Annotated in this window: 16 protein-coding genes; 8 read left to right on the top strand and 8 right to left on the bottom strand. The window is 69.6% G+C overall.

What is annotated here, in order from left to right; genetic code table 11:
* The first annotated feature begins 4 nt into the window (after positions 1-4).
* Both ACJMK0_RS00725 and ACJMK0_RS00720 read left to right on the top strand, forming a co-directional pair.
* Entirely contained in the window at positions 5-2080 is a 2076-nt protein-coding gene (locus ACJMK0_RS00725) for a tetratricopeptide repeat-containing sulfotransferase family protein (RefSeq protein WP_405234898.1), read from the top strand.
* Positions 2077-2721 carry a sulfotransferase family 2 domain-containing protein gene (locus tag ACJMK0_RS00720; RefSeq protein WP_405234897.1) on the top strand — a complete coding sequence of 215 codons (645 nt, stop codon included), beginning with the start codon at positions 2077-2079 and terminating at the stop codon, positions 2719-2721. Before ACJMK0_RS00725 ends, ACJMK0_RS00720 begins: the two co-directional genes overlap by 4 nt.
* 36 nt (positions 2722-2757) lie before the next feature.
* On the opposite strand, the gene ACJMK0_RS00715 is transcribed toward ACJMK0_RS00720, so the two are convergent.
* The 3 genes from ACJMK0_RS00715 to ACJMK0_RS00705 all read right to left on the bottom strand — a co-directional run bounded on the left by ACJMK0_RS00715 (position 2758) and on the right by ACJMK0_RS00705 (position 6521).
* Positions 2758-4575, bottom strand: a complete 1818-nt coding sequence (locus ACJMK0_RS00715) for an adenosylcobalamin-dependent ribonucleoside-diphosphate reductase (protein ID WP_405234896.1) — start codon at positions 4573-4575, stop codon at positions 2758-2760.
* Positions 4576-4591: 16 nt separating this feature from the next.
* Positions 4592-5260: a dienelactone hydrolase family protein gene (locus tag ACJMK0_RS00710; RefSeq protein WP_405234895.1), complete on the bottom strand. Its 669-nt coding sequence runs from the start codon at positions 5258-5260 to the stop codon at positions 4592-4594.
* Between the two features lie 115 nt (positions 5261-5375).
* Positions 5376-6521, bottom strand: coding sequence for a CapA family protein (locus ACJMK0_RS00705; protein WP_405234894.1), 1146 nt, complete (start codon positions 6519-6521; stop codon positions 5376-5378).
* Positions 6522-6658: 137 nt separating this feature from the next.
* Between ACJMK0_RS00705 and ACJMK0_RS00700 the strand changes: the two genes are divergently transcribed.
* Together ACJMK0_RS00700 and ACJMK0_RS00695 are read left to right on the top strand one after the other, a co-directional pair.
* Complete coding sequence (locus ACJMK0_RS00700; protein ID WP_405234893.1) at positions 6659-7201, top strand: flavodoxin domain-containing protein; 543 nt, start codon at positions 6659-6661, stop codon at positions 7199-7201.
* 11 nt (positions 7202-7212) lie between these two features.
* Positions 7213-7614, top strand: coding sequence for a GFA family protein (locus ACJMK0_RS00695; RefSeq protein WP_405234892.1), 402 nt, complete (start codon positions 7213-7215; stop codon positions 7612-7614).
* Here ACJMK0_RS00695 and ACJMK0_RS00690 read toward each other — a convergent pair.
* Positions 7611-8315 carry a glutathione S-transferase family protein gene (locus ACJMK0_RS00690; protein ID WP_405234891.1) on the bottom strand — a complete coding sequence of 235 codons (705 nt, stop codon included), beginning with the start codon at positions 8313-8315 and terminating at the stop codon, positions 7611-7613. The two genes, ACJMK0_RS00695 and ACJMK0_RS00690, sit on opposite strands and share 4 nt — an antisense overlap.
* Before the next feature lie 114 nt (positions 8316-8429).
* On the opposite strand from ACJMK0_RS00690, the gene ACJMK0_RS00685 reads away from it, so the two are divergent.
* On the top strand, positions 8430-10202 hold the full coding sequence (locus ACJMK0_RS00685; protein WP_405234890.1) for an ABC transporter transmembrane domain-containing protein: 1773 nt from the start codon (positions 8430-8432) through the stop codon (positions 10200-10202).
* A gap of 92 nt (positions 10203-10294) precedes the next feature.
* On the opposite strand, the gene ACJMK0_RS00680 is transcribed toward ACJMK0_RS00685, so the two are convergent.
* From ACJMK0_RS00680 to ACJMK0_RS00670, 3 genes are all read right to left on the bottom strand, one after another.
* Entirely contained in the window at positions 10295-10564 is a 270-nt protein-coding gene (locus tag ACJMK0_RS00680; protein WP_405234889.1) for a DUF2061 domain-containing protein, read from the bottom strand.
* Between the two features lie 105 nt (positions 10565-10669).
* A complete protein-coding gene (locus tag ACJMK0_RS00675) occupies positions 10670-11572 on the bottom strand; it encodes an alpha/beta fold hydrolase (RefSeq protein WP_405234888.1) in 903 nt (300 codons plus the stop codon).
* A 121-nt stretch (positions 11573-11693) separates the two neighbouring features.
* Entirely contained in the window at positions 11694-12044 is a 351-nt protein-coding gene (locus tag ACJMK0_RS00670; RefSeq protein WP_405231300.1) for a helix-turn-helix transcriptional regulator, read from the bottom strand.
* Positions 12045-12188: 144 nt separating this feature from the next.
* Here ACJMK0_RS00670 and ACJMK0_RS00665 point away from each other — a divergent pair, with 144 nt between their 5' ends.
* The gene (locus ACJMK0_RS00665) at positions 12189-12854 is read left to right on the top strand and encodes a Bax inhibitor-1/YccA family protein (protein WP_405221801.1); all 666 of its coding nucleotides are present in this window, start codon (positions 12189-12191) and stop codon (positions 12852-12854) included.
* Between the two features lie 50 nt (positions 12855-12904).
* Here the strand turns inward: ACJMK0_RS00665 and ACJMK0_RS00660 are convergent, their stop codons facing one another.
* On the bottom strand, positions 12905-13222 hold the full coding sequence (locus ACJMK0_RS00660) for a sodium:calcium antiporter (RefSeq protein WP_405234887.1): 318 nt from the start codon (positions 13220-13222) through the stop codon (positions 12905-12907).
* Positions 13223-13442: 220 nt separating this feature from the next.
* On the opposite strand from ACJMK0_RS00660, the gene ACJMK0_RS00655 reads away from it, so the two are divergent.
* Positions 13443-15923, top strand: coding sequence for a Lon protease family protein (locus ACJMK0_RS00655; protein WP_405234886.1), 2481 nt, complete (start codon positions 13443-13445; stop codon positions 15921-15923).
* A complete protein-coding gene (locus ACJMK0_RS00650; protein WP_405234885.1) occupies positions 15907-16698 on the top strand; it encodes a hypothetical protein in 792 nt (263 codons plus the stop codon). The genes ACJMK0_RS00655 and ACJMK0_RS00650 overlap by 17 nt, the downstream gene beginning before the upstream one ends.

Genomic DNA, 16698 nt, shown 5'->3' with positions numbered 1-16698 from the left:
GAGCGTGACTGAGGCAGCGGCACAGGGAAGACGGACGGCGCACGAGCGCGCGCTCGCGGGCGCACGGCAGCTCATCCAGGCGGCGCGCTTCCAGGAGGCCGAAGCCGCCATGCTCGACGTACTCGGCGAATCGCCGGCGCCCCGCCTGGAGGCCGAGGCCCGCTATACGCTGGCTGTTGCCAGACGCTACGCGAAGAACTACGAAGGCGCACTGCAGGCGGCGGACGAACTGCTGGCCCTGCGCCCGGAGTACGGACGGGCCTGGCAGGAGAAGGGTTACACCTGGCTTGCCATGAACCGCCCTGCCGAGGCGGCCGCCGCCTTCGCCCACGCCACCGAGCTGAATCCGGGCCTGACCGGCAGCTGGAAGGCACTGGTCAACCTGTACGGCAATGCCGGCCGGGAACAGAGAGCCCGGCATGCGCAGAACCAGGTGGAGTACCTGGCGTCGCTGCCGCAGGAGCTCCTGGCGGTGATCGACCTCATCCACGAGGGCAAGCTGTACAAGGCGGAGCAGCTCTGCCGCCGGTTCCTGCAGCAGCACAAGCACCACGTCGAGGCCATGCGCCTGCTCGCCGACATCGGCGTGCGCCTGAAGGTGCTCGACGACGCCGAGTTCCTGCTGGAGACCGCGGTCGAGCTCGAGCCGGAGAATACGCGGGTCCGCATCGACTATCTCCGGGTCCTGAACCGCAAGGGGAAGTTCCGACAGGCCCGGGAGCAGGCCGGCATCCTGCTGGAGCGGGAGCCGGACAATCCGGTCTTCAAACTGGCATCGGCCAGCGCCCTGACCGGACTGGGCCGCTTCGAGGAAGGTTTGGAGCAATACCGGGAGTGCCTCGGCAGGACCACCAACAAGGCGGGCATCCACGTCATGATGGGCCATGCCTTCAAGGCCATCGGCCGGCTGGACGATGCCATCGGTGCGTACCGGGAAGCCACAAAGCTGCGCCCGGACTACGGCGATGCCTACTGGAGCCTCGCCAACACGAAGACCTACCGGTTCGCCGCAGACGAGATCGAGGAGATGCGCCGCCGCGAGGCGGAGCCGGGCGTGGCCGCCGACGACCGCATCCACCTCTGCTTCGCCCTCGGCAAGGCCCTGGAGGACCGGGCGGAATACGAGGAGTCCTTCGGCTACTACCGGCGCGGCAACGCGCTCAAGAAGGAACGCTCGGGCTACGATGCGGACAAGACCGAGGCCATGATCCAGGCCCAGATCGATGTGTGCACGGAGCGCTTGTTCGAGCAACGCTCGGGTGTGGGCTGTGAAAGACCCGACCCGATATTCATCGTCGGGCTGCCCCGCGCCGGCTCCACGCTGCTGGAGCAGATCCTCGCGTCCCATTCCATGGTGGACGGGACGATGGAACTCCACGACATCCTGGCGCTGGCGCAGCGGCTGCGCGGCCGGGCCGCCGGCGACGAGGAGCGCTACCCGGGCATACTCAACGAGCTCGACGACGACTATTTCCGCCGCTTCGGCGAGAAGTTCATCGAGGACACCCGGGTCTACCGGGGCGATGCGCCGTTCTTCACGGACAAGATGCCGAACAACTTCATGCACATCGGCCTCATCCGCCTGATCCTGCCGAACGCGAAGGTGATCGACGCCCGGCGCCACCCCATGGCCTGCTGCTTCAGCGGTTTCAAGCAGCTGTTTGGCGAAGGCCAGGACTTCACCTACGGGCTGGAGGAGGTCGGCCGCTACTACCGCGACTACGTGCGGCTGATGGATCACTGGGATACCGTGCTGCCCGGCTTCGTGCTGCGCGTGCACCACGAGGACGTGGTGGAAGACCTGGAGACCCAGGTGCGCCGCATCCTGGATTTCTGTGGACTGCCCTTTGAGGAGGCCTGCCTGGAGTTCCACAAGACCGAGCGCAGCGTACGCACGCCGAGCTCGGAGCAGGTGCGCCAGCCCATCTACCGCAGCGGCCTCGAACAGTGGCGCCACTACGAGCCCTGGCTGGACCCGCTGAAGGAGGCCCTGGGCCCCGAGGTGCGGCGCCGCTACGGCATCGGTGAGGGCATCGACCAGGAGGTTGACCAGGACGTTGACGAGGACCGCCCCGATTGATCATCTCCCACCGGCACCGCTACATCTTCATCGCCGTGCCGAGAGTCGCCACCCGCGCGCTGCGTCAGGCTCTCACCATGCAGCTCGATGCCATGGACTGGCAGCAGCAGAACCTCTTCGCCGAGTATCGGCTGCCGGTGCCGGATCTCGCCGCTGAGGAGCACGGGCACCTGGCGGTGCGCGACATCCGGCCCCGGCTGCCGGACGACCTGTGGAGCGCGTACCTCAAGTGCGCGTTCGTCCGCGACCCTTTCGAGCGTTTCGTCGACACCTTTCTGTCCCTCGACAAGGGCGAAATGCCGTCGCCCGCGGAGGCGAGGCCGAGGATGAAGCGCGAGCTCGCGACGGAGCGTTTCCGGCGCCGGCGCCTCACGCTGCCCCAGTCCCACTTCCTGATAGACGAGGAGGGCGCGCTGGCCACGGACTTCATTGGGCGCTTCGAGACGCTGCAGCCGTCCTGGGAGTCGCTCTGCGGCCGGCTCGGTCTCGAGCCGATGCCGCTGGAGCGCCGCCGCGTGCCGGAACGCCGCGACTGGCTGCGCTATTACGACGACGAACTCGCGGAGATGGTGGCGGACTACTACCGGGACGACCTGGCGAACTTCGGCTATCCGGACCGGCCGGAGCCGCCGCACCGATGATCCGGCGCGGCGGGGGGCGATTGCCCCCGCCGTCTTCTAGTCCGCCTCCCGCTCGATATCGCAACAGAGCACCCGGTCGGGCGGCCTGCCGGCTTCCGTGCTGAGCACGGCGCCGCGCACCGGGTTCGGGCGGAACACCGTGCAGCCCTTCAGGCCCAGCTGCCAGGCGCGGCTGTAGATCTCCTCGAACTCCCCGCGGGAGCAGTCCTCCGGCACGTTGATGGTCTTGGAGATGGCGTTGTCCACCACTCCCTGCAGGGTTGCCTGCATGGCCAGGTGCTCCCGCGGCGCGATGTCCCTGGAGCAGCGGAACGAGTCCGGCACGGACTGCGGCCGGCCGTGATGCTCGCGCCAGTGCGCGTAGGCATAGTCGGTGACGTCGAAGTTGCGGTAGTCGCCGGACTCGTCGAGCACCTGGCGGTGGCCCTCGAGCGCGAAGATGGGCTCGATGCCGCTGGAGACGTTGCCGGCCAGCAGGCTGATCGTCCCCGTAGGCGCGATGGCCAGCAGATGGCTGTTGCGGATGCCGTGCTCCGCGATCGCGTCGCGGATGTCCGCGGGCAGGCGCTGGATATAGGGACCGTCCAGGTACGGTTCACGCTCGTAGCAGGGGAAGGCCCCCTTCTCCCGCGCCAGTTCCACCGAGGCCCGATAGGCGGCGTCGCGGATCACCGTGAGCCACTCGCGGGCCTGCTCGCGGCCGGCGTCGCTGTCGTAGGCGATGCCGAGCATGGCGAGCGCGTCGCCAAGGCCGGTAACGCCGAGCCCCACGCGGCGGCTGGCGCGCGCCTGCTCTTCCTGGGCGGCCAGCGGGAAACGGGAGGCGTCGATCACGTTGTCCAGGAAGCGCACGGCGACGGGCACGGCATCGCGCAGCGCGTCGGCATCCAGTCCGGCGTCGCGGCCGAACGCGTCCCGCACGAAGCGTGTCAGGTTCATCGACCCGAGGTTGCAGGCGCCGTAGGGTGGCAGCGGTATCTCGCCGCAGGGGTTGGTGGTGGTGATGCGCTCGCGATAGTGCAGGTTGTTCTCCCGGTTGACGGCGTCGGTGAACAGCACGCCCGGCTCGGCGGACTCCCACGCGGCGTTCATGATGTGGCGCCAGAGTTCCCGGGCGGCGATCCGTCCCTGCACCCGGCAGGCCACCGGCTCGATCCCGCCCGTCCAGAGCCGCTGCACGGATTCCGCGCCGCCGTCCTCCGGGAAGCACAGCGGCCAGTCGTCGTCGTGCTCCACGGCCAGCATGAACTCGTCCGGCACCTGCACCGAGACGTTGAAGTTGGTGAGCACGCCCGCCTCGCGTTTGGCATCCACGAAGGCGAGGATGTCGGGGTGGTCGCAGCGCAGCGTCCCCATCATGGCGCCCCGGCGCGCGCCGGTGGACAGCACGGTGGCGCACATGGCGTCCCACACCCGCATGAACGACACCGGGCCGGACGCGATGCCGCCGACGTGGTCGGTGCGGTGGCCGGCCGGGCGCAGGGTGGAGAAGTCGTAGCCCACGCCGCCGCCCCATTGCATGGTGATGGCGCCCTGCTTCACGTGCTCGAAGATGCTGTCCAGCGAATCCTCGATGACGCCCATCACGAAGCAGTTGAACAGCGTGCGGTGCCAGGCCGTGCCGGCGCCGGCCAGGATGCGTCCGGCCGGCAGGAAGCGGAAGTCGTCCAGCAGCGCCTCGAACTCGCGGGTGCGGGCCTCGCGGTCCGCCGTCTCCGGTGCCGCCACGGCCGCCGCCACCCGCCGCCAGGTATCGCCGATGGTCTTCTCGGCATGGCCCCCGGGCGGATGGTAGCGGTACTTCGAGCGCCAGATGTGCTCGGCGAGGCGTGTCTGGAAGTAATGGCGGGTCATCGCCGGGGCCTCCGTCTCAGTCCTGTGCCTGCGCGAAGCGCTCGAGGAACCAGTCCCGCGCGAGGCGTTGTACCTCCTCCAGGGCGCCCGGTTCCTCGAACAGGTGGGTCGCGCCCTCGACGACCGCGATCTCGGCCGGGCAGTGCATCCGTTCCCGGGCGCGGCGGTTCAGTTCGAGCACCTGCAGGTCGGCACCGCCGACGATCAGGAGCGTGGGCGCCTGCACCCGCGGCAGCTCGTCCCCGGCCAGGTCGGCGCGTCCGCCCCGGGAGACCACCGCAGCCACCCGCCCGGGTTTCCTCGCCGCGGCGATCAGCGCGGCCGCGGCGCCGGTGCTGGAGCCGAACAGGCCGGCCGGCAGGGCGGCGGCCCCGGGCTGCTCCGCCAGCCAGTCCAGCGCGCCGCCGAGGCGCCGGGCCAGCAGTCCGATGTCGAAGCGGAATTCCCGGGTGACGTCGTCGATCCGTCCTTCTTCGGCGGTCAGCAGATCGAACAGAAGGGTGCCGAGTCCGGATGCGCGCAGGTAGTCGGCGACGGCGTTGTTGCGCCGGCTGTAGCGGCTGCTGCCGCTGCCGTGGGCGAAGACCACCACCCCGGCGGCGTCCTCCGGCATCTCGAGCCAGCCGGCGAGTGTGGCGTCACCCGCCCGGATGGCCGATTCGGCCCTGGGTCTCCGGTTCTCCATACCGACTGCCACCTCCGCTGTGCGCTGCGGCGGCACCGGCGGCACGGTCTCTCGCCGGCGCCCTGCCGTTCCATGCTAGGCCGGCCCTCGGCGGACCTTGAATCAGAAGATATACCTAAGGCGCTGCGCGGCCCGACCAGTCCGGGACGAGCCGGCCGGCCTGCACCCGGATGCGCGTGGCCTCGCCCGGGGTGGCCTTCTCCAGCTGGCGGGCGAGCCATTCCGCGTCTTCTGGCCGGGCCCTCGCGAGGCGCAGGCGTTCGATCGCCAGCGGCACCATGCTGAGCGCCGTGGCGCGGCCGCTGGCGGGATCCACGGTGACGAAGTACATCAGCGAGAGCCAGGGGCGGAACGCCTCGTGGCCGCCGATGCCCTCGTAGTCGTTCAGGAAGTCGCCGCAGCCGTAGAGGATCAGCTTGCCCCGGTGACGCTCCATGCCCTTCGGGTGATGGGAGGAATGGCCGTGGACGATGTCCGCGGCGCCGCTGTCGACCAGGCGGCGGGCGAAGTGCCGTTCGTCCCGGGTGATCTCATAGCCCCAGTTCCCGCCCCAGTGGATCGACGCCACGGTGACGTCGCCCGCGTGGCGGCCGGCGAGCATCGCGTCGGCGACGGCATCGGCGGTCTCGGGGGCCAGGTCCGACAGCCGGTTGACGCCCGCCCTGGCCCGGCCGGCGGCCCATTCCTCCGGCACGCCGCTGGAGCCGAGGGCGAACCCGTGCACGACCACCCGGCAGTCGCCGGCCAGCGTGAAGACCGCCGGTGCGGCGGCCGCGGCCGCGTCCCTGCCGGCGCCCGTCACGGCGATGCCGGCCCGCTCCAGCGTCGTCAGGGTCTCCTCGAGTCCCCGGTAGCCGAGGTCCATGACGTGGTTGTTCGCCAGCGTGCAGCCGTCGATGCCCGCCGCCCGCAGGCAGGCCACGTTGCCCGGGTGCATGCGGTAATGGATGCCCTTGGACGGCCAGAAGTCGTCGCTGGTGGTGATGCCGGTCTCGAGATTGACGAAACGCAGGTCGTGCGGCGTCCCGGCCCACACCGGGAGCGCCTCCCCCCAGACGTAGGCGGGATCCACCGGCTGCGGCACCGGGCCGTTCTCCCGCTCGGCCAGACGAACGTAGTCCATGGCGTTCTTCACCCAGGGCTCGTGCAGCTCCGGCGGAACGGAGCGGGCCTGGATCTGGTCGATGCCGCGGCCGGTCATCACGTCGCCGCACAGGAACAGTGTCGGGCTGGACCGGGATTCGCCGGCATCCGCCGTCATGGTTGCGTCCCTCGCGCTACGAACCTCCCTCCAATATGGAACGTCGCGGGCAGGCGCTGCATCCGGGGAAGTGACTACCGTCGCGCCACGGGTCCGGCCGCTGGCGTTCCCGGCTCGCGGGCGCAAGAATAGGAGCGATGAAACGCATTCTCGTGCTCTACGCGACCCGGGAGGGTCAGACGGAGAAGGTCGCCGGGCGCCTCGCGGAACATCTGCGCGCCGACGGCGCCGAGGTCAGCCTCGTGGATGCGGCGAACAGGCTGACCACGGATGCGCTGGATCTCGCGCGCTTCGACCGGCTGGTATTCGGCGCGTCCATGCACGCCGGCGGCCTGGAGAAGGAGCTGGTGGGCTTCGTCAACGGCCACGCGGACGGGATACGGCGCCAGGCGCGTTCCCTGTTCGTCGTCCTGCTGAGCGCGGCGGCGAAAGACCCCGCCCTGCGGGAGGAATGGCTCGGCGATGCGCGCGACAAGATCGAGTCACAGCTGCGCGTGCCCTTCGAGCACGTCGAGATGATCGCGGGCGCGCTGCGCTATTCGAAGTACCCGCTGCCGCTCAGGTGGATGATGCGGCGTATCGCCGGCAAGGCGGGCGGGGACACCGATACCAGCCGGGACTACGAGTACACGGACTGGGAGCAGGTGCGCCGTTACGCGCAGGCGCTGCTGGAGGAGTGAAGGAGGACGCCGTGGCGGGCGAGACCGGTCAGTGGTTCGAGGGCGGCTGCCATTGTGGCCGGGTCCGCTTCCGCGTGCGCGTGCGGGAGCCGCGCGCGATCGCCTGTAACTGCTCCATCTGCGCGAAAAAGGGCATGATCAACCTGATCGCGCCGCCGGAGGACTTCGAGTTGCTGCAGGGCGAACAGGCCCTGGCGACCTATCGCTTCAATACCGGTAACGCGGAGCACCGCTTCTGCACCACCTGCGGCATCCATCCGTTCAGCCGGCCGCGCTCGCATCCGGGCAGCTACGACGTGAATGCGCGCTGCCTGGACGCGGGCTTCGACTTTCTCGCGATCACGCCCTTCGACGGCCGCAACTGGGAGGAGAACGTGGCCTCGATCCGGGGCGAGGCCGACGACGAACGCTAGCCGTTGAACTTGCCCGCGTTGCGCACGGGCGCCGGGACCCGGGGCTCGAACTCGCGGGCGTCCGCGAAGGCCTTCGCGAAAGCCGGCCGCTTCGCCAGGCGGGAGAGATAGGCGCGGAAGATTTCGTCCCGGCACAGGCCGTAGCCCCGGGCCCAGGTGACGTTGTGACCCACCACGCAGTCGGCCGCCGTGAACACGTCGCCGCAGACGAAGTCCTGCCGCCCGAGGCGCGCCGTGAGCTGCGGCTCCACCTCTGCCTCGAACTTTTCCCGGTAGCGCCGCGCCGTCCGCGGGTCCTGCTGGTCGTCCGCGAGCACGTGTTCGTGGATGCGGATCTGCCACAGCATCATGTCCATGGACGAGGCGCCGAAGTGGAGCATCTGCAGGTAGTCGGCGCGCTGGCGGGACAGGGCGTCCGGCGGCGGCGCGAGCCCCTTCTTCGGGAAGGCGTCGGCCAGCCAGGCCACCATGGCGCCGCTCTCGAGCATGTTCATGACCGACCCGTCGGCGAAAGTGACCTCGAGTGCGGGTACGTTGTGGTGCGGATTGCGCGCCAGGTACTCGGGCCGGTACTGACCGCCGCGGTAGAGATCCACCACCTCCACCTCGAAGTCGTCGCCCAGCACTTCGTGCAGCATCCATTTCACGCGGGCGCTGCGGGTGGCGGGGAAGTGGAACAGCTTGAAGCGGACGGGTGCCATGGGTTCTCCTCGTGCGGGTGGTACTGCGCTCCGGGCGCAAGCGCGATCATAACGCGCCCGGCTTTCTCCGGTGCTGCCATTGACATCCGCCGGCGATGGGGCGGCAATACGCGCATGGATTCCGAGGAACGCCCGAAAGGCCGCTCGTTGCGGCCGCTGGCCACGCTGTGGCCGTTCATCCGCCCCTACTCTGCAACGCTGATCGCCGCCCTGGCGGCGCTGCTGGTGGCGGCCGTCGCGATGCTGGCGCTGCCCGTCGCGCTCCGTTATCTCATCGATCAGGGCTTCGCGCAGGGCGGCGACGTCGGCACCATCAACCGCTATTTCGGCTGGTTTATGGCGGCGGCGGGGATTTACGGCGGTTTCGCGGCACTGCGCTTCTACCTGGTGACCTGGCTCGGCGAGCGCGTGATCGCCGACATCCGCAGCACGGTCTACGACCGGGTCATCCGCATGGACCCCCTGTTCTTCGAGGTGACCCGCACCGGGGAGGTGCTGTCGCGGTTGACCACCGACACGACGCTCGTGCAGAGCATCTCCGGTGTGAGCCTTTCAATCGTGCTGCGCAGCAGCCTGACGCTGCTGGGCGCACTGGTTATGCTGATGCTCACGAGCTTTCAGCTGGCCGGCTACATCCTGCTGCTGATCCCGCTCGTGATCGTGCCGCTGATCGCGGTGGGCCGGCGCATCCGGCGGCTGTCACGCACAGCGCAGGATCGGGTGGCGGATACCAGCGGCCTGGCCGGTGAGACTCTGAACGCCATACAGACGGTGCAGGCGTTCTCGCTGGAGGAACTGGCGTCACGGCGATTCAGCGAGGCGGTCACCGACAGCTTCGATGCGGCCGTGCTCCGCACGCGGGCGCGCGCCGGCATCACCGCCATGGGCGTGATCCTGGTGTTCGGCGCCATCACCTTCGTGCTGTGGCTCGGTTCGCGGGCGGTGGTGGCAGGCGAGATGACGGGCGGCGAGCTGGGGCAGTTCCTGCTGTATGCGGCCTTCGTCGGCTCATCGGCGGCGGCGCTGAGCGAAGTCTGGGGCGAGATCCAGCGGGGCGCCGGCGCCATGGAGCGGCTGTCCGAGCTGCTGAACGCCCGGCCGGCCATCGCGCCGCCGGCCGATCCGCTGCATCTGCCCGGCCGGGCCAGCGGGCGTATCGCGTTCCAGGACGTGACATTCCATTACCCGTCGCGGCCGGAGACCCCGGCGCTGGCCGAATTCTCGCTGGCCATCGAGCCCGGCGAGACCGTGGCCATCGTGGGGCCGTCCGGAGCGGGCAAGAGCACGAGTTTCCAGCTGCTGCTCAGGTTCTACGACCCGCAGACCGGGCGCATCCGCTTCGACGGCGTCGATATCGCCCGGGTCGACCCGCGGGAGTTGCGCGGCCAGATCGGCCTGGTGCCCCAGGAGACGGTGCTGTTCGGCGCGAGCGCCATGGAGAATATCCGCTACGGCCGCTCCGGCGCCGACGACGAGGCCGTGATGGCGGCGGCGAAGGCGGCGGCCGCCGACGAGTTCATCCGCGAGCTGCCGGAGGGCTACGACACCTTCCTCGGCGAGCGGGGCCTCAGGCTGTCCGGGGGGCAGCGTCAGCGCATCGCCATCGCCCGCGCCATGCTGAAGGACCCGCCGGTGCTGCTGCTGGACGAGGCCACGAGTTCGCTGGATGCGGCCAGCGAGCGCCTGGTGCAGCAGGCGCTGGAAGAGCTGATGCGCAACCGCACGACGCTGGTGATCGCCCACCGGCTGGCCACGGTGAAGCGCGTCGACCGCATCGTGGTCATGGACCGCGGCCGCATCGTCGCGGTGGGCAATCACGAGGAACTGGTGGAGAAGAATCCGCTGTACGCCCGCCTGGCGGAACTGCAGTTCGGCACGGAGGAGTAGGAGGGCCTTCAGGCCCGATCAGTTCAGGCCCGACCGGACGCGCGGATCGGGGCTAAAGCCCCTCCTGCCGGCGCGCGTCGCGGCTGAAGCCGCTACTGCAGGTCGTCGGCGACGCTGCGGTGCAGGGTACGGCGTATCGTGCCTCTCGGCACGAGCTGCCATGCCCGCTCATGCAGGTAGTAGATCAGCAGTTTGACGACCGGTTCCACGGTGCCTATGGCGAGCGCCACCGCCAGCTCGCCGGTGACCGCCAGCGCGATGAGGGCGGTGGTGACGGTGCCGGTGATCCGGTAGGTGACGGCCTTGAGGATGCTGCGGAGCGGGGATTCCCTCTCCGTCGGCGGTGCGACTGACAACCACATGCTGCGGCGCCTCCGGGACGCCAGTCCAGACGGACGCCGCGGATCATGCGCCCGGTCGGTTCGCTACGCAAGAGGCGGCGGTCGCGGTCACCCGTCTGCGCGCGATCAGGGTTGTCCGTGCCGCGATTGTCGTTCCAGGAAACCGGACCAGGCGACGAAGAACTCCGCCGGACACTCGAAGTGAGGCAGGGCGCCGGTGTCGAAGGGGTGTACCGTCCAGTTGTCCCGCCCGGCGGTCCAGTCGGCGCCGCTGAAGTCCCGGAAGTCGCCCTTCGTGCCATGGGCCAGCCATACCGGCTGTCGCAGGCGTTCGTACACGTCGCGGATATCCTTGCTGAACAGGCGCCCGCTCAGGAAGGCATAGGGGGCGTGTTCGGCGCCCGGCTGGTGGGTGGTGAGATCGTCGTAGGCGGCCAGGCCCTCGTCGTAGTCCTCAGACCCCCAGGTGCGCTTCAGGAAGTAGCGGATGCTCTTCGGGCTGACCAGCAGGGTGTACAGGCCCCGGCGCCAGAGTGGCACGGTAAGCACGGCGTGCAGCGCGGGCACCTCCCGGTTGCTGCCCTCGGGCTGCCGCAGCCGGTCCGCATCGGCCGTGAAGCCCGTGGGCGTGATCAGCGCCAGCGTACTGAACCGTTCCGGCGCCTCGTCGGCCGCTCTGGCAAGGAACTCCGAGGCGAGCGACAGGGCCAGCGCGTCCACGGGCGCGTCGCCGCAGTCGGCGGCGATGCGCTCCAGCATGTCGTGCACGGCGTCGGTGTAGAGCCTGGCATCGTAATGGCGCCGGGAGCGTTCCGAGAAGCCGAAGCCGGGCAGGTCCGGGGCGTATACGCGGTGAGTGCCCCGGTAGTTCTCGAAGACCGGCTTCACTTCGTAGACGGACCCTGCCGCGTTGATGCTGTGGATCAGCAGCATCGGCGGCCCGTCGCCGGCGACGTAATAGCTCAGCCCGCCGGCGCGGCCGCTGAACTCGATGCGCTCGGCGTCGACGGCTTTCGGCAGCTCTGGCACGTGATCCCTCCGGGCTAACTGACTTCGTCGAGGGTACACGAGCGGGCCCGGCCATGCGGCGGTCGCGCGCCGTGCGCGGGGAGGGATCGCAGCGCCCTGGCAGCGGCCCGCAGGCGCGGGCTCAGCGCTGGTTGTCCACCAGCAGCTCCGGATTGCGCCGCTGCATGTCGAGTTCGCGGACCTTCTCCGGGCTGAGGATGAAGGCGAGCATGTCGCCGACCGTGCAGTGGGCTTCCAGCGGATGGCGCAGGTGCTGGCCCGTGTCGATCACGTACATGTTTCGCCGCCCGTCCTTCACTCGCGTCAGGATGCCCGCACGGTCCAGCTCGCTCACGAGGCGGGATGCCGAGCGTTCCGTGATGCCGACCCGCTCGGCCACGTCACGCAGCCTGGCATGGGGGTCCTCGGCGAGGCATACCAGTATGTGCGCGAAATTGCTGAAGAAATTCCAGTGGCTGGGCGAGTCGTTCATCGCTGTCGTCCGCGGTGCTGGACACGGTTATGGTAGGGCCGAAATAACGCGAAAGCAATTTCTGGTCTTTTCGGTCTGGTTTGCGGGCGTGACGGTGTGATACCGTCCGCTGAACGTCCAACGGCAACCGCAAAGGAAGCATCGATGAATACACCTGTCAGCACCATATCGAGGACACGTGAGAGCACTCTCGCGACCAACCGCGTGCTGCGCAACACGTACGCCCTGCTGGCGATGACGCTCGCGTTCAGCGCGCTGACCGCCGGCGTCTCCATGGCGCTGAATCTGCCCCACCCGGGACTCATCATCACGCTGGTGGGCTACTTCGGCCTGCTGTTCGCGATCACGAAGTTCCGTGACCGCGATTTCTCCGTGCTGCTGGTATTCGCCCTCACGGGTTTCATGGGTTACACCCTCGGGCCGATCCTGAACGCCTATCTCAGCATCCCGAACGGCGGCCAGGTGGTGGCCATGGCGCTCGGCACCACTGCCGTCGCATTCCTCGGGCTGTCGGGCTACGCGCTGAAGTCCCAGCGGGATTTCAGCTTCATGGGCAGCTTCCTGATGGTGGGCATCCTGGCCGGTTTCTGTGCCGGGCTCGGCGCCATCTTCTTCAACATGCCCGCGCTCTCGCTGGCCGTGTCCGGCCTGTTCGTGCTGCTGATGGGTGGCCTGATCCTGTGGGAGACCAGCAACATCATCCGCGGCGGCGAGACCAACTACGTGATGGCGACCGTCACCCTGTACGTGGCCATCTTCAACCTCTTCACCAGCCTGCTGCACATCTTCGGCGTCATGAGCGACGAGTGACCCGTCCCGGGGTCGGTTGACTCGACGACCGCGAGGCAACCGACCCCGAGTCAGGCGGCCAGCTTCAGGGTCACGTAACCCGCGTATAGCCCCAGCAGCAGTGCGGCCTCCGGCCGCTGCAGTCCCCTGCGGCGCACGAGAAACAGGAACAGCACCAGAGCGGTCAGCCCGAACAGCCAGGGCAAGTCGAACGTGAGGATGCCGCGGTCGAAGGCCAGCGGTGCGATGAGTCCGGCGGTGCCGATGGGTACCAGCGTATCGAAGATGTTGCTGCCCACGATGTTGCCCACCGACAGCGAGACGCGCTTTCGAAGCACCGCGTTCACCGAGATGGCGAGTTCCGGCAGACTGGTGCCGAGCCCGATCACGAGCGCCGCGGCAGGGTGAGATAAGTGAGCACGCCCGCCGTGCCCAGCACCAGGCCCGCGATACCGAGTATCAGCAGCAGGAAATCCATACGCGCTCTGCAGCTGCTTCCGCCGCACCCTAACTGAGTCGATGGGCGCGCCGGCCGCCCCCGTAATTTCCGCTATGGCCCCGTCGCAGACGCTGGGCGAGACTGGACCGGCAGGCAGGAGCCCGACATTTATGGCCGGTCACGGCGCCACAGGGACAGAGCGATTCCGCATCTCGGCGGAGGCACTGCATGTGCGCTCCGAGGTGCGCGACCGCGATTTCGACAGCACCGACGACCTGCCCGTCCGCGAGCAGGTGGTGGGCCAGAGCCGCGCCCTCGGCGCCGCCCGCCTCGCCGTCGCCGTGGACCGCGACGGCTACAACCTCTATGCCCTGGGCGAGCCCGGCAGCGACCGCCACGGCGCCATGCGTCAGCTCCTGGAAGAGGCGGCCGCGCAGCGCGAAGTACCGAGCGACTGGTGCTACGTGCACGCCTTCGACGATCCGCAGAAGCCGCGGGCGCTGGAACTCCCCGCCGGCGAGGGACGGCGGTTGCGCGAGCGCATGAAACAGCTGATCGACGACGTCTGGTCGTCGGTGCCGGCCGCCTTCGAGAGCGACGAGTACCGGCATCTGCGCTCGGAGATCGACGAGGAGTTCGAGGAGCGCCACCGCCACGCCCTGGCGGAGATGGCGGAGGATGCCGAACGCAACGGCCTGCGGCTGCTGCAGACGCCCGGCGGTTTCGCCTTCGCGCCGGTGCGTGACGGCAAGGTCATCGACGAGGAGGCCTTCGGCGAGCTGCCCGAGGACGAGCAGGAGGAGATCCGCCGCAAGATCGCCGAGTTCGGCGAGCGGCTCGCCGCGCACCTGCGCCAGCTGCCGGCGTGGCAGCGGGAGCACAACGAGCGTGTGCGCCAGCTGGACCGCCAGGTGGGGGTCTCCGCCGTCGGACCGTTCCTGGAGGAGCTGAAGGAGCGCTACCGGGCGCTGGAGAACGCGAGCGCCTACCTGGAGGGCGTGGAGCAGGACCTGCTCGCCCACCTGCCTGCCCTGATCAACCCGGAGCCTTCGCCGCCGTTCATGCCGCAATCCGGCCGGCGCCAGCGGCCGAAGTTCCTGCAGCGCTACGAGGTCAACGTGGTGGTGGACAACGCCGGGCTGGATGCCGCGCCGGTGATCTACGAGCAGCACCCCGTGTACCACAACCTGGTGGGCCGCATCGATCATTACGCGGAGTTCGGCTCGCTGGTCACCGACCATCGGATGATCCGCGGCGGTGCGCTGCAGCGTGCCGGCGGCGGCTTCCTGGTGATGGACGCCGACCGGCTGCTGCGCGAGCCCTTCGCCTGGCAGGCGCTGAAGCGCGCGCTGTCCGGGCGCGAGGTCACCATCCAGAGCCTGCAGCAGATGCTGAGCCTGATGACGACCGTGACGATCGAGCCCGAGCCGATACCGATGACGGCGAAGATCGTGCTGGTCGGCGAGCGCTGGCTCTATTACCTCCTGAGCGAGTACGACCCGGAGTTCTCGGAGCTGTTCCGCGTGGCCGCCGACTTCTCCGACGTGATCGACCGCGACGGCGGGCACAGCGAAGAGCTGGCCGCGCTGATCGCCGGGATGGTGCGCCGGGACGGGCTGGCGCCGTTCAGCCGCGACGCCGTCGCCCGGGTGGTGGAGCACAGTGCCCGGCTGGCAGGCGACGCGGACAAGCTGTCGGCGCGCATCCGGCCGCTCGGCGACCTGCTGGCCGAGGCGGGTCACTGGGCCCGGGAAGCCGGGCGGCGGCGGGTGGACGAGGAAGACGTCGAGCGGGCCCTGACGGAGTACGAGCACCGTCACGACCGCATCCGCCAGCGCTACCGCGAGGCCATCGCCCGCCGCTCGATACTGGTGGACGTCACCGGCGAGGCGGTGGCGCAGGTCAACGGGCTGTCGGTGCTGCAGCTGGGCAGATACGCCTTCGGCCATCCCACCCGCATCACGGCCACCGTGCGCGTGGGCGACGGCAGCCTGCTCGACATCCAGCGCGAGGTGGAGCTCGGCGGCCCCATCCACAGCAAGGGCGTGCTCATTCTCGGCTCCCTGCTGGGCGCGCGCTACTCACGGCAGGTGCCCCTGTCCCTGTCAGCCAGCCTGGTGTTCGAGCAGACCTACGGCGGGGTGGAGGGCGACAGTGCCTCGGTGGCGGAGTTCTGCAGCCTGATATCGGCGCTGGCCGAGGTGCCGGTGCGCCAGGCCATCGCGGTCACCGGTTCCGTGAATCAGCACGGCCGGGTGCAGGTGGTCGGCGGCATCAACGAGAAGGTCGAGGGCTTCTTCGACGTCTGCAGCGACGCCGGCCTGACCGGCGAGCAGGGCGTCATTATCCCGGCCGACAACCGCAAGCACCTGATGCTGAGGCGCGACGTGCGCGAGGCCGTGGCGGCCGGGCGGTTCCACGTCTACGCGGTGGATACGGTGGACGAGGCCATCGAACTGCTGACCGGCGAGAGCGCGGGCATCGCCGACGGGGACGGCAAGTACCCGCCCGGAACGGTCAACGGGCGCGTCCAGGCGACGCTGTCGGATTTCTCCGAAGGCCGGGCCCGGTTCGTGCAGCGCCAACTCGATACCGTCGGGAAGGCCGGCAGTGGCAATGGCGACGGCAATGGCAATGGCGAGCGGGAGTGACCGCAGGCTCAGCGTCGCCGTCGCGCTGGATCCGGCCGCGCCGCTGGAGAGCGTGCTCCGGTCTGTGCTGTCCCTGGCGGGGCCGTCGGCCAGCCTGATCGGCGTCTTCGTCGAGGATACGGAGACCGCGGAACTGGAACGCTCCGCACTCGCGCGCGAGGTGACGACGCTGGGTGAGACCCGGTCGATCGGCGGCGGGCGCCTGACCCGGCAGCTGGCCGTGCGCTCGCGCGCGGTGCGGCTGTCGTTCGAGCGCGGCGCGGCCAGCCTCGGGGTGCAGCACTCCTTCGAGGTGCTGCGCGGGCCTGGCATCGAGGGTCTGCGCCGCCGGCTCGAGCAGCTGGACGCGCTGGTGATCTCGCGGGCGTATCGGCGCGCCGGCGTGCGCAGCTGGTACGGGCTGCCCGTCCACCGGCTGGTCGGCAGCGCCCGGCGGATGGTGCTGTTCGTGCAGGAGGAATGGTCCAGCGGCCGGCGCGTGGTCCTGCTGGCTGCCGAGGGCGAGCGTGCCCCCGAGCTCCGGGCGCTGGCCGGCCGGATCGCGGCCGCGGAGGGCCTGGAGGCCGTCCTCCTGTGCGGGCCGGAGACGGGCGCACCGGCGCCGGCCGGTTTCCGCTCCCGGCCGCTCGCCCGGGCCACGCCCGCGGAGGTGGCGGCGGCACTCGGCGCCGAAGACGCGCGGGTGCTGATCGTCCCCCGGGAGCACCCGTTGGCCGCGCCGGGCGCCTTCGCCGAGCTGCTCCGGCGCACGGATGCCTCGGTACTGCTCGCCTGA

Origin of the sequence: Lentisalinibacter orientalis, assembly GCF_040706535.1 — a bacterium.
Lineage (GTDB): Bacteria > Pseudomonadota > Gammaproteobacteria > Steroidobacterales > Woeseiaceae > Lentisalinibacter > Lentisalinibacter orientalis.
The sequence above is the reverse complement of the archived record's forward strand: the minus strand, read 5'-3'. Positions and strand labels throughout refer to the sequence as shown.

Coding starts and splice junctions, on each gene's coding strand:
- ACJMK0_RS00650 (WP_405234885.1), top strand. CDS start 15,907: ATGGCGAGCGGGAGTGACCGCAGGCTCAGCGTCGCCGTCGCGCTGGAT.
- ACJMK0_RS00700 (WP_405234893.1), top strand. CDS start 6,659: ATGAAACGCATTCTCGTGCTCTACGCGACCCGGGAGGGTCAGACGGAG.
- ACJMK0_RS00690 (WP_405234891.1), bottom strand. CDS start 8,315: ATGGCACCCGTCCGCTTCAAGCTGTTCCACTTCCCCGCCACCCGCAGC.
- ACJMK0_RS00685 (WP_405234890.1), top strand. CDS start 8,430: ATGGATTCCGAGGAACGCCCGAAAGGCCGCTCGTTGCGGCCGCTGGCC.
- ACJMK0_RS00705 (WP_405234894.1), bottom strand. CDS start 6,521: ATGACGGCGGATGCCGGCGAATCCCGGTCCAGCCCGACACTGTTCCTG.
- ACJMK0_RS00670 (WP_405231300.1), bottom strand. CDS start 12,044: ATGAACGACTCGCCCAGCCACTGGAATTTCTTCAGCAATTTCGCGCAC.
- ACJMK0_RS00665 (WP_405221801.1), top strand. CDS start 12,189: ATGAATACACCTGTCAGCACCATATCGAGGACACGTGAGAGCACTCTC.
- ACJMK0_RS00655 (WP_405234886.1), top strand. CDS start 13,443: ATGGCCGGTCACGGCGCCACAGGGACAGAGCGATTCCGCATCTCGGCG.
- ACJMK0_RS00715 (WP_405234896.1), bottom strand. CDS start 4,575: ATGACCCGCCATTACTTCCAGACACGCCTCGCCGAGCACATCTGGCGC.
- ACJMK0_RS00710 (WP_405234895.1), bottom strand. CDS start 5,260: ATGGAGAACCGGAGACCCAGGGCCGAATCGGCCATCCGGGCGGGTGAC.
- ACJMK0_RS00680 (WP_405234889.1), bottom strand. CDS start 10,564: ATGTGGTTGTCAGTCGCACCGCCGACGGAGAGGGAATCCCCGCTCCGC.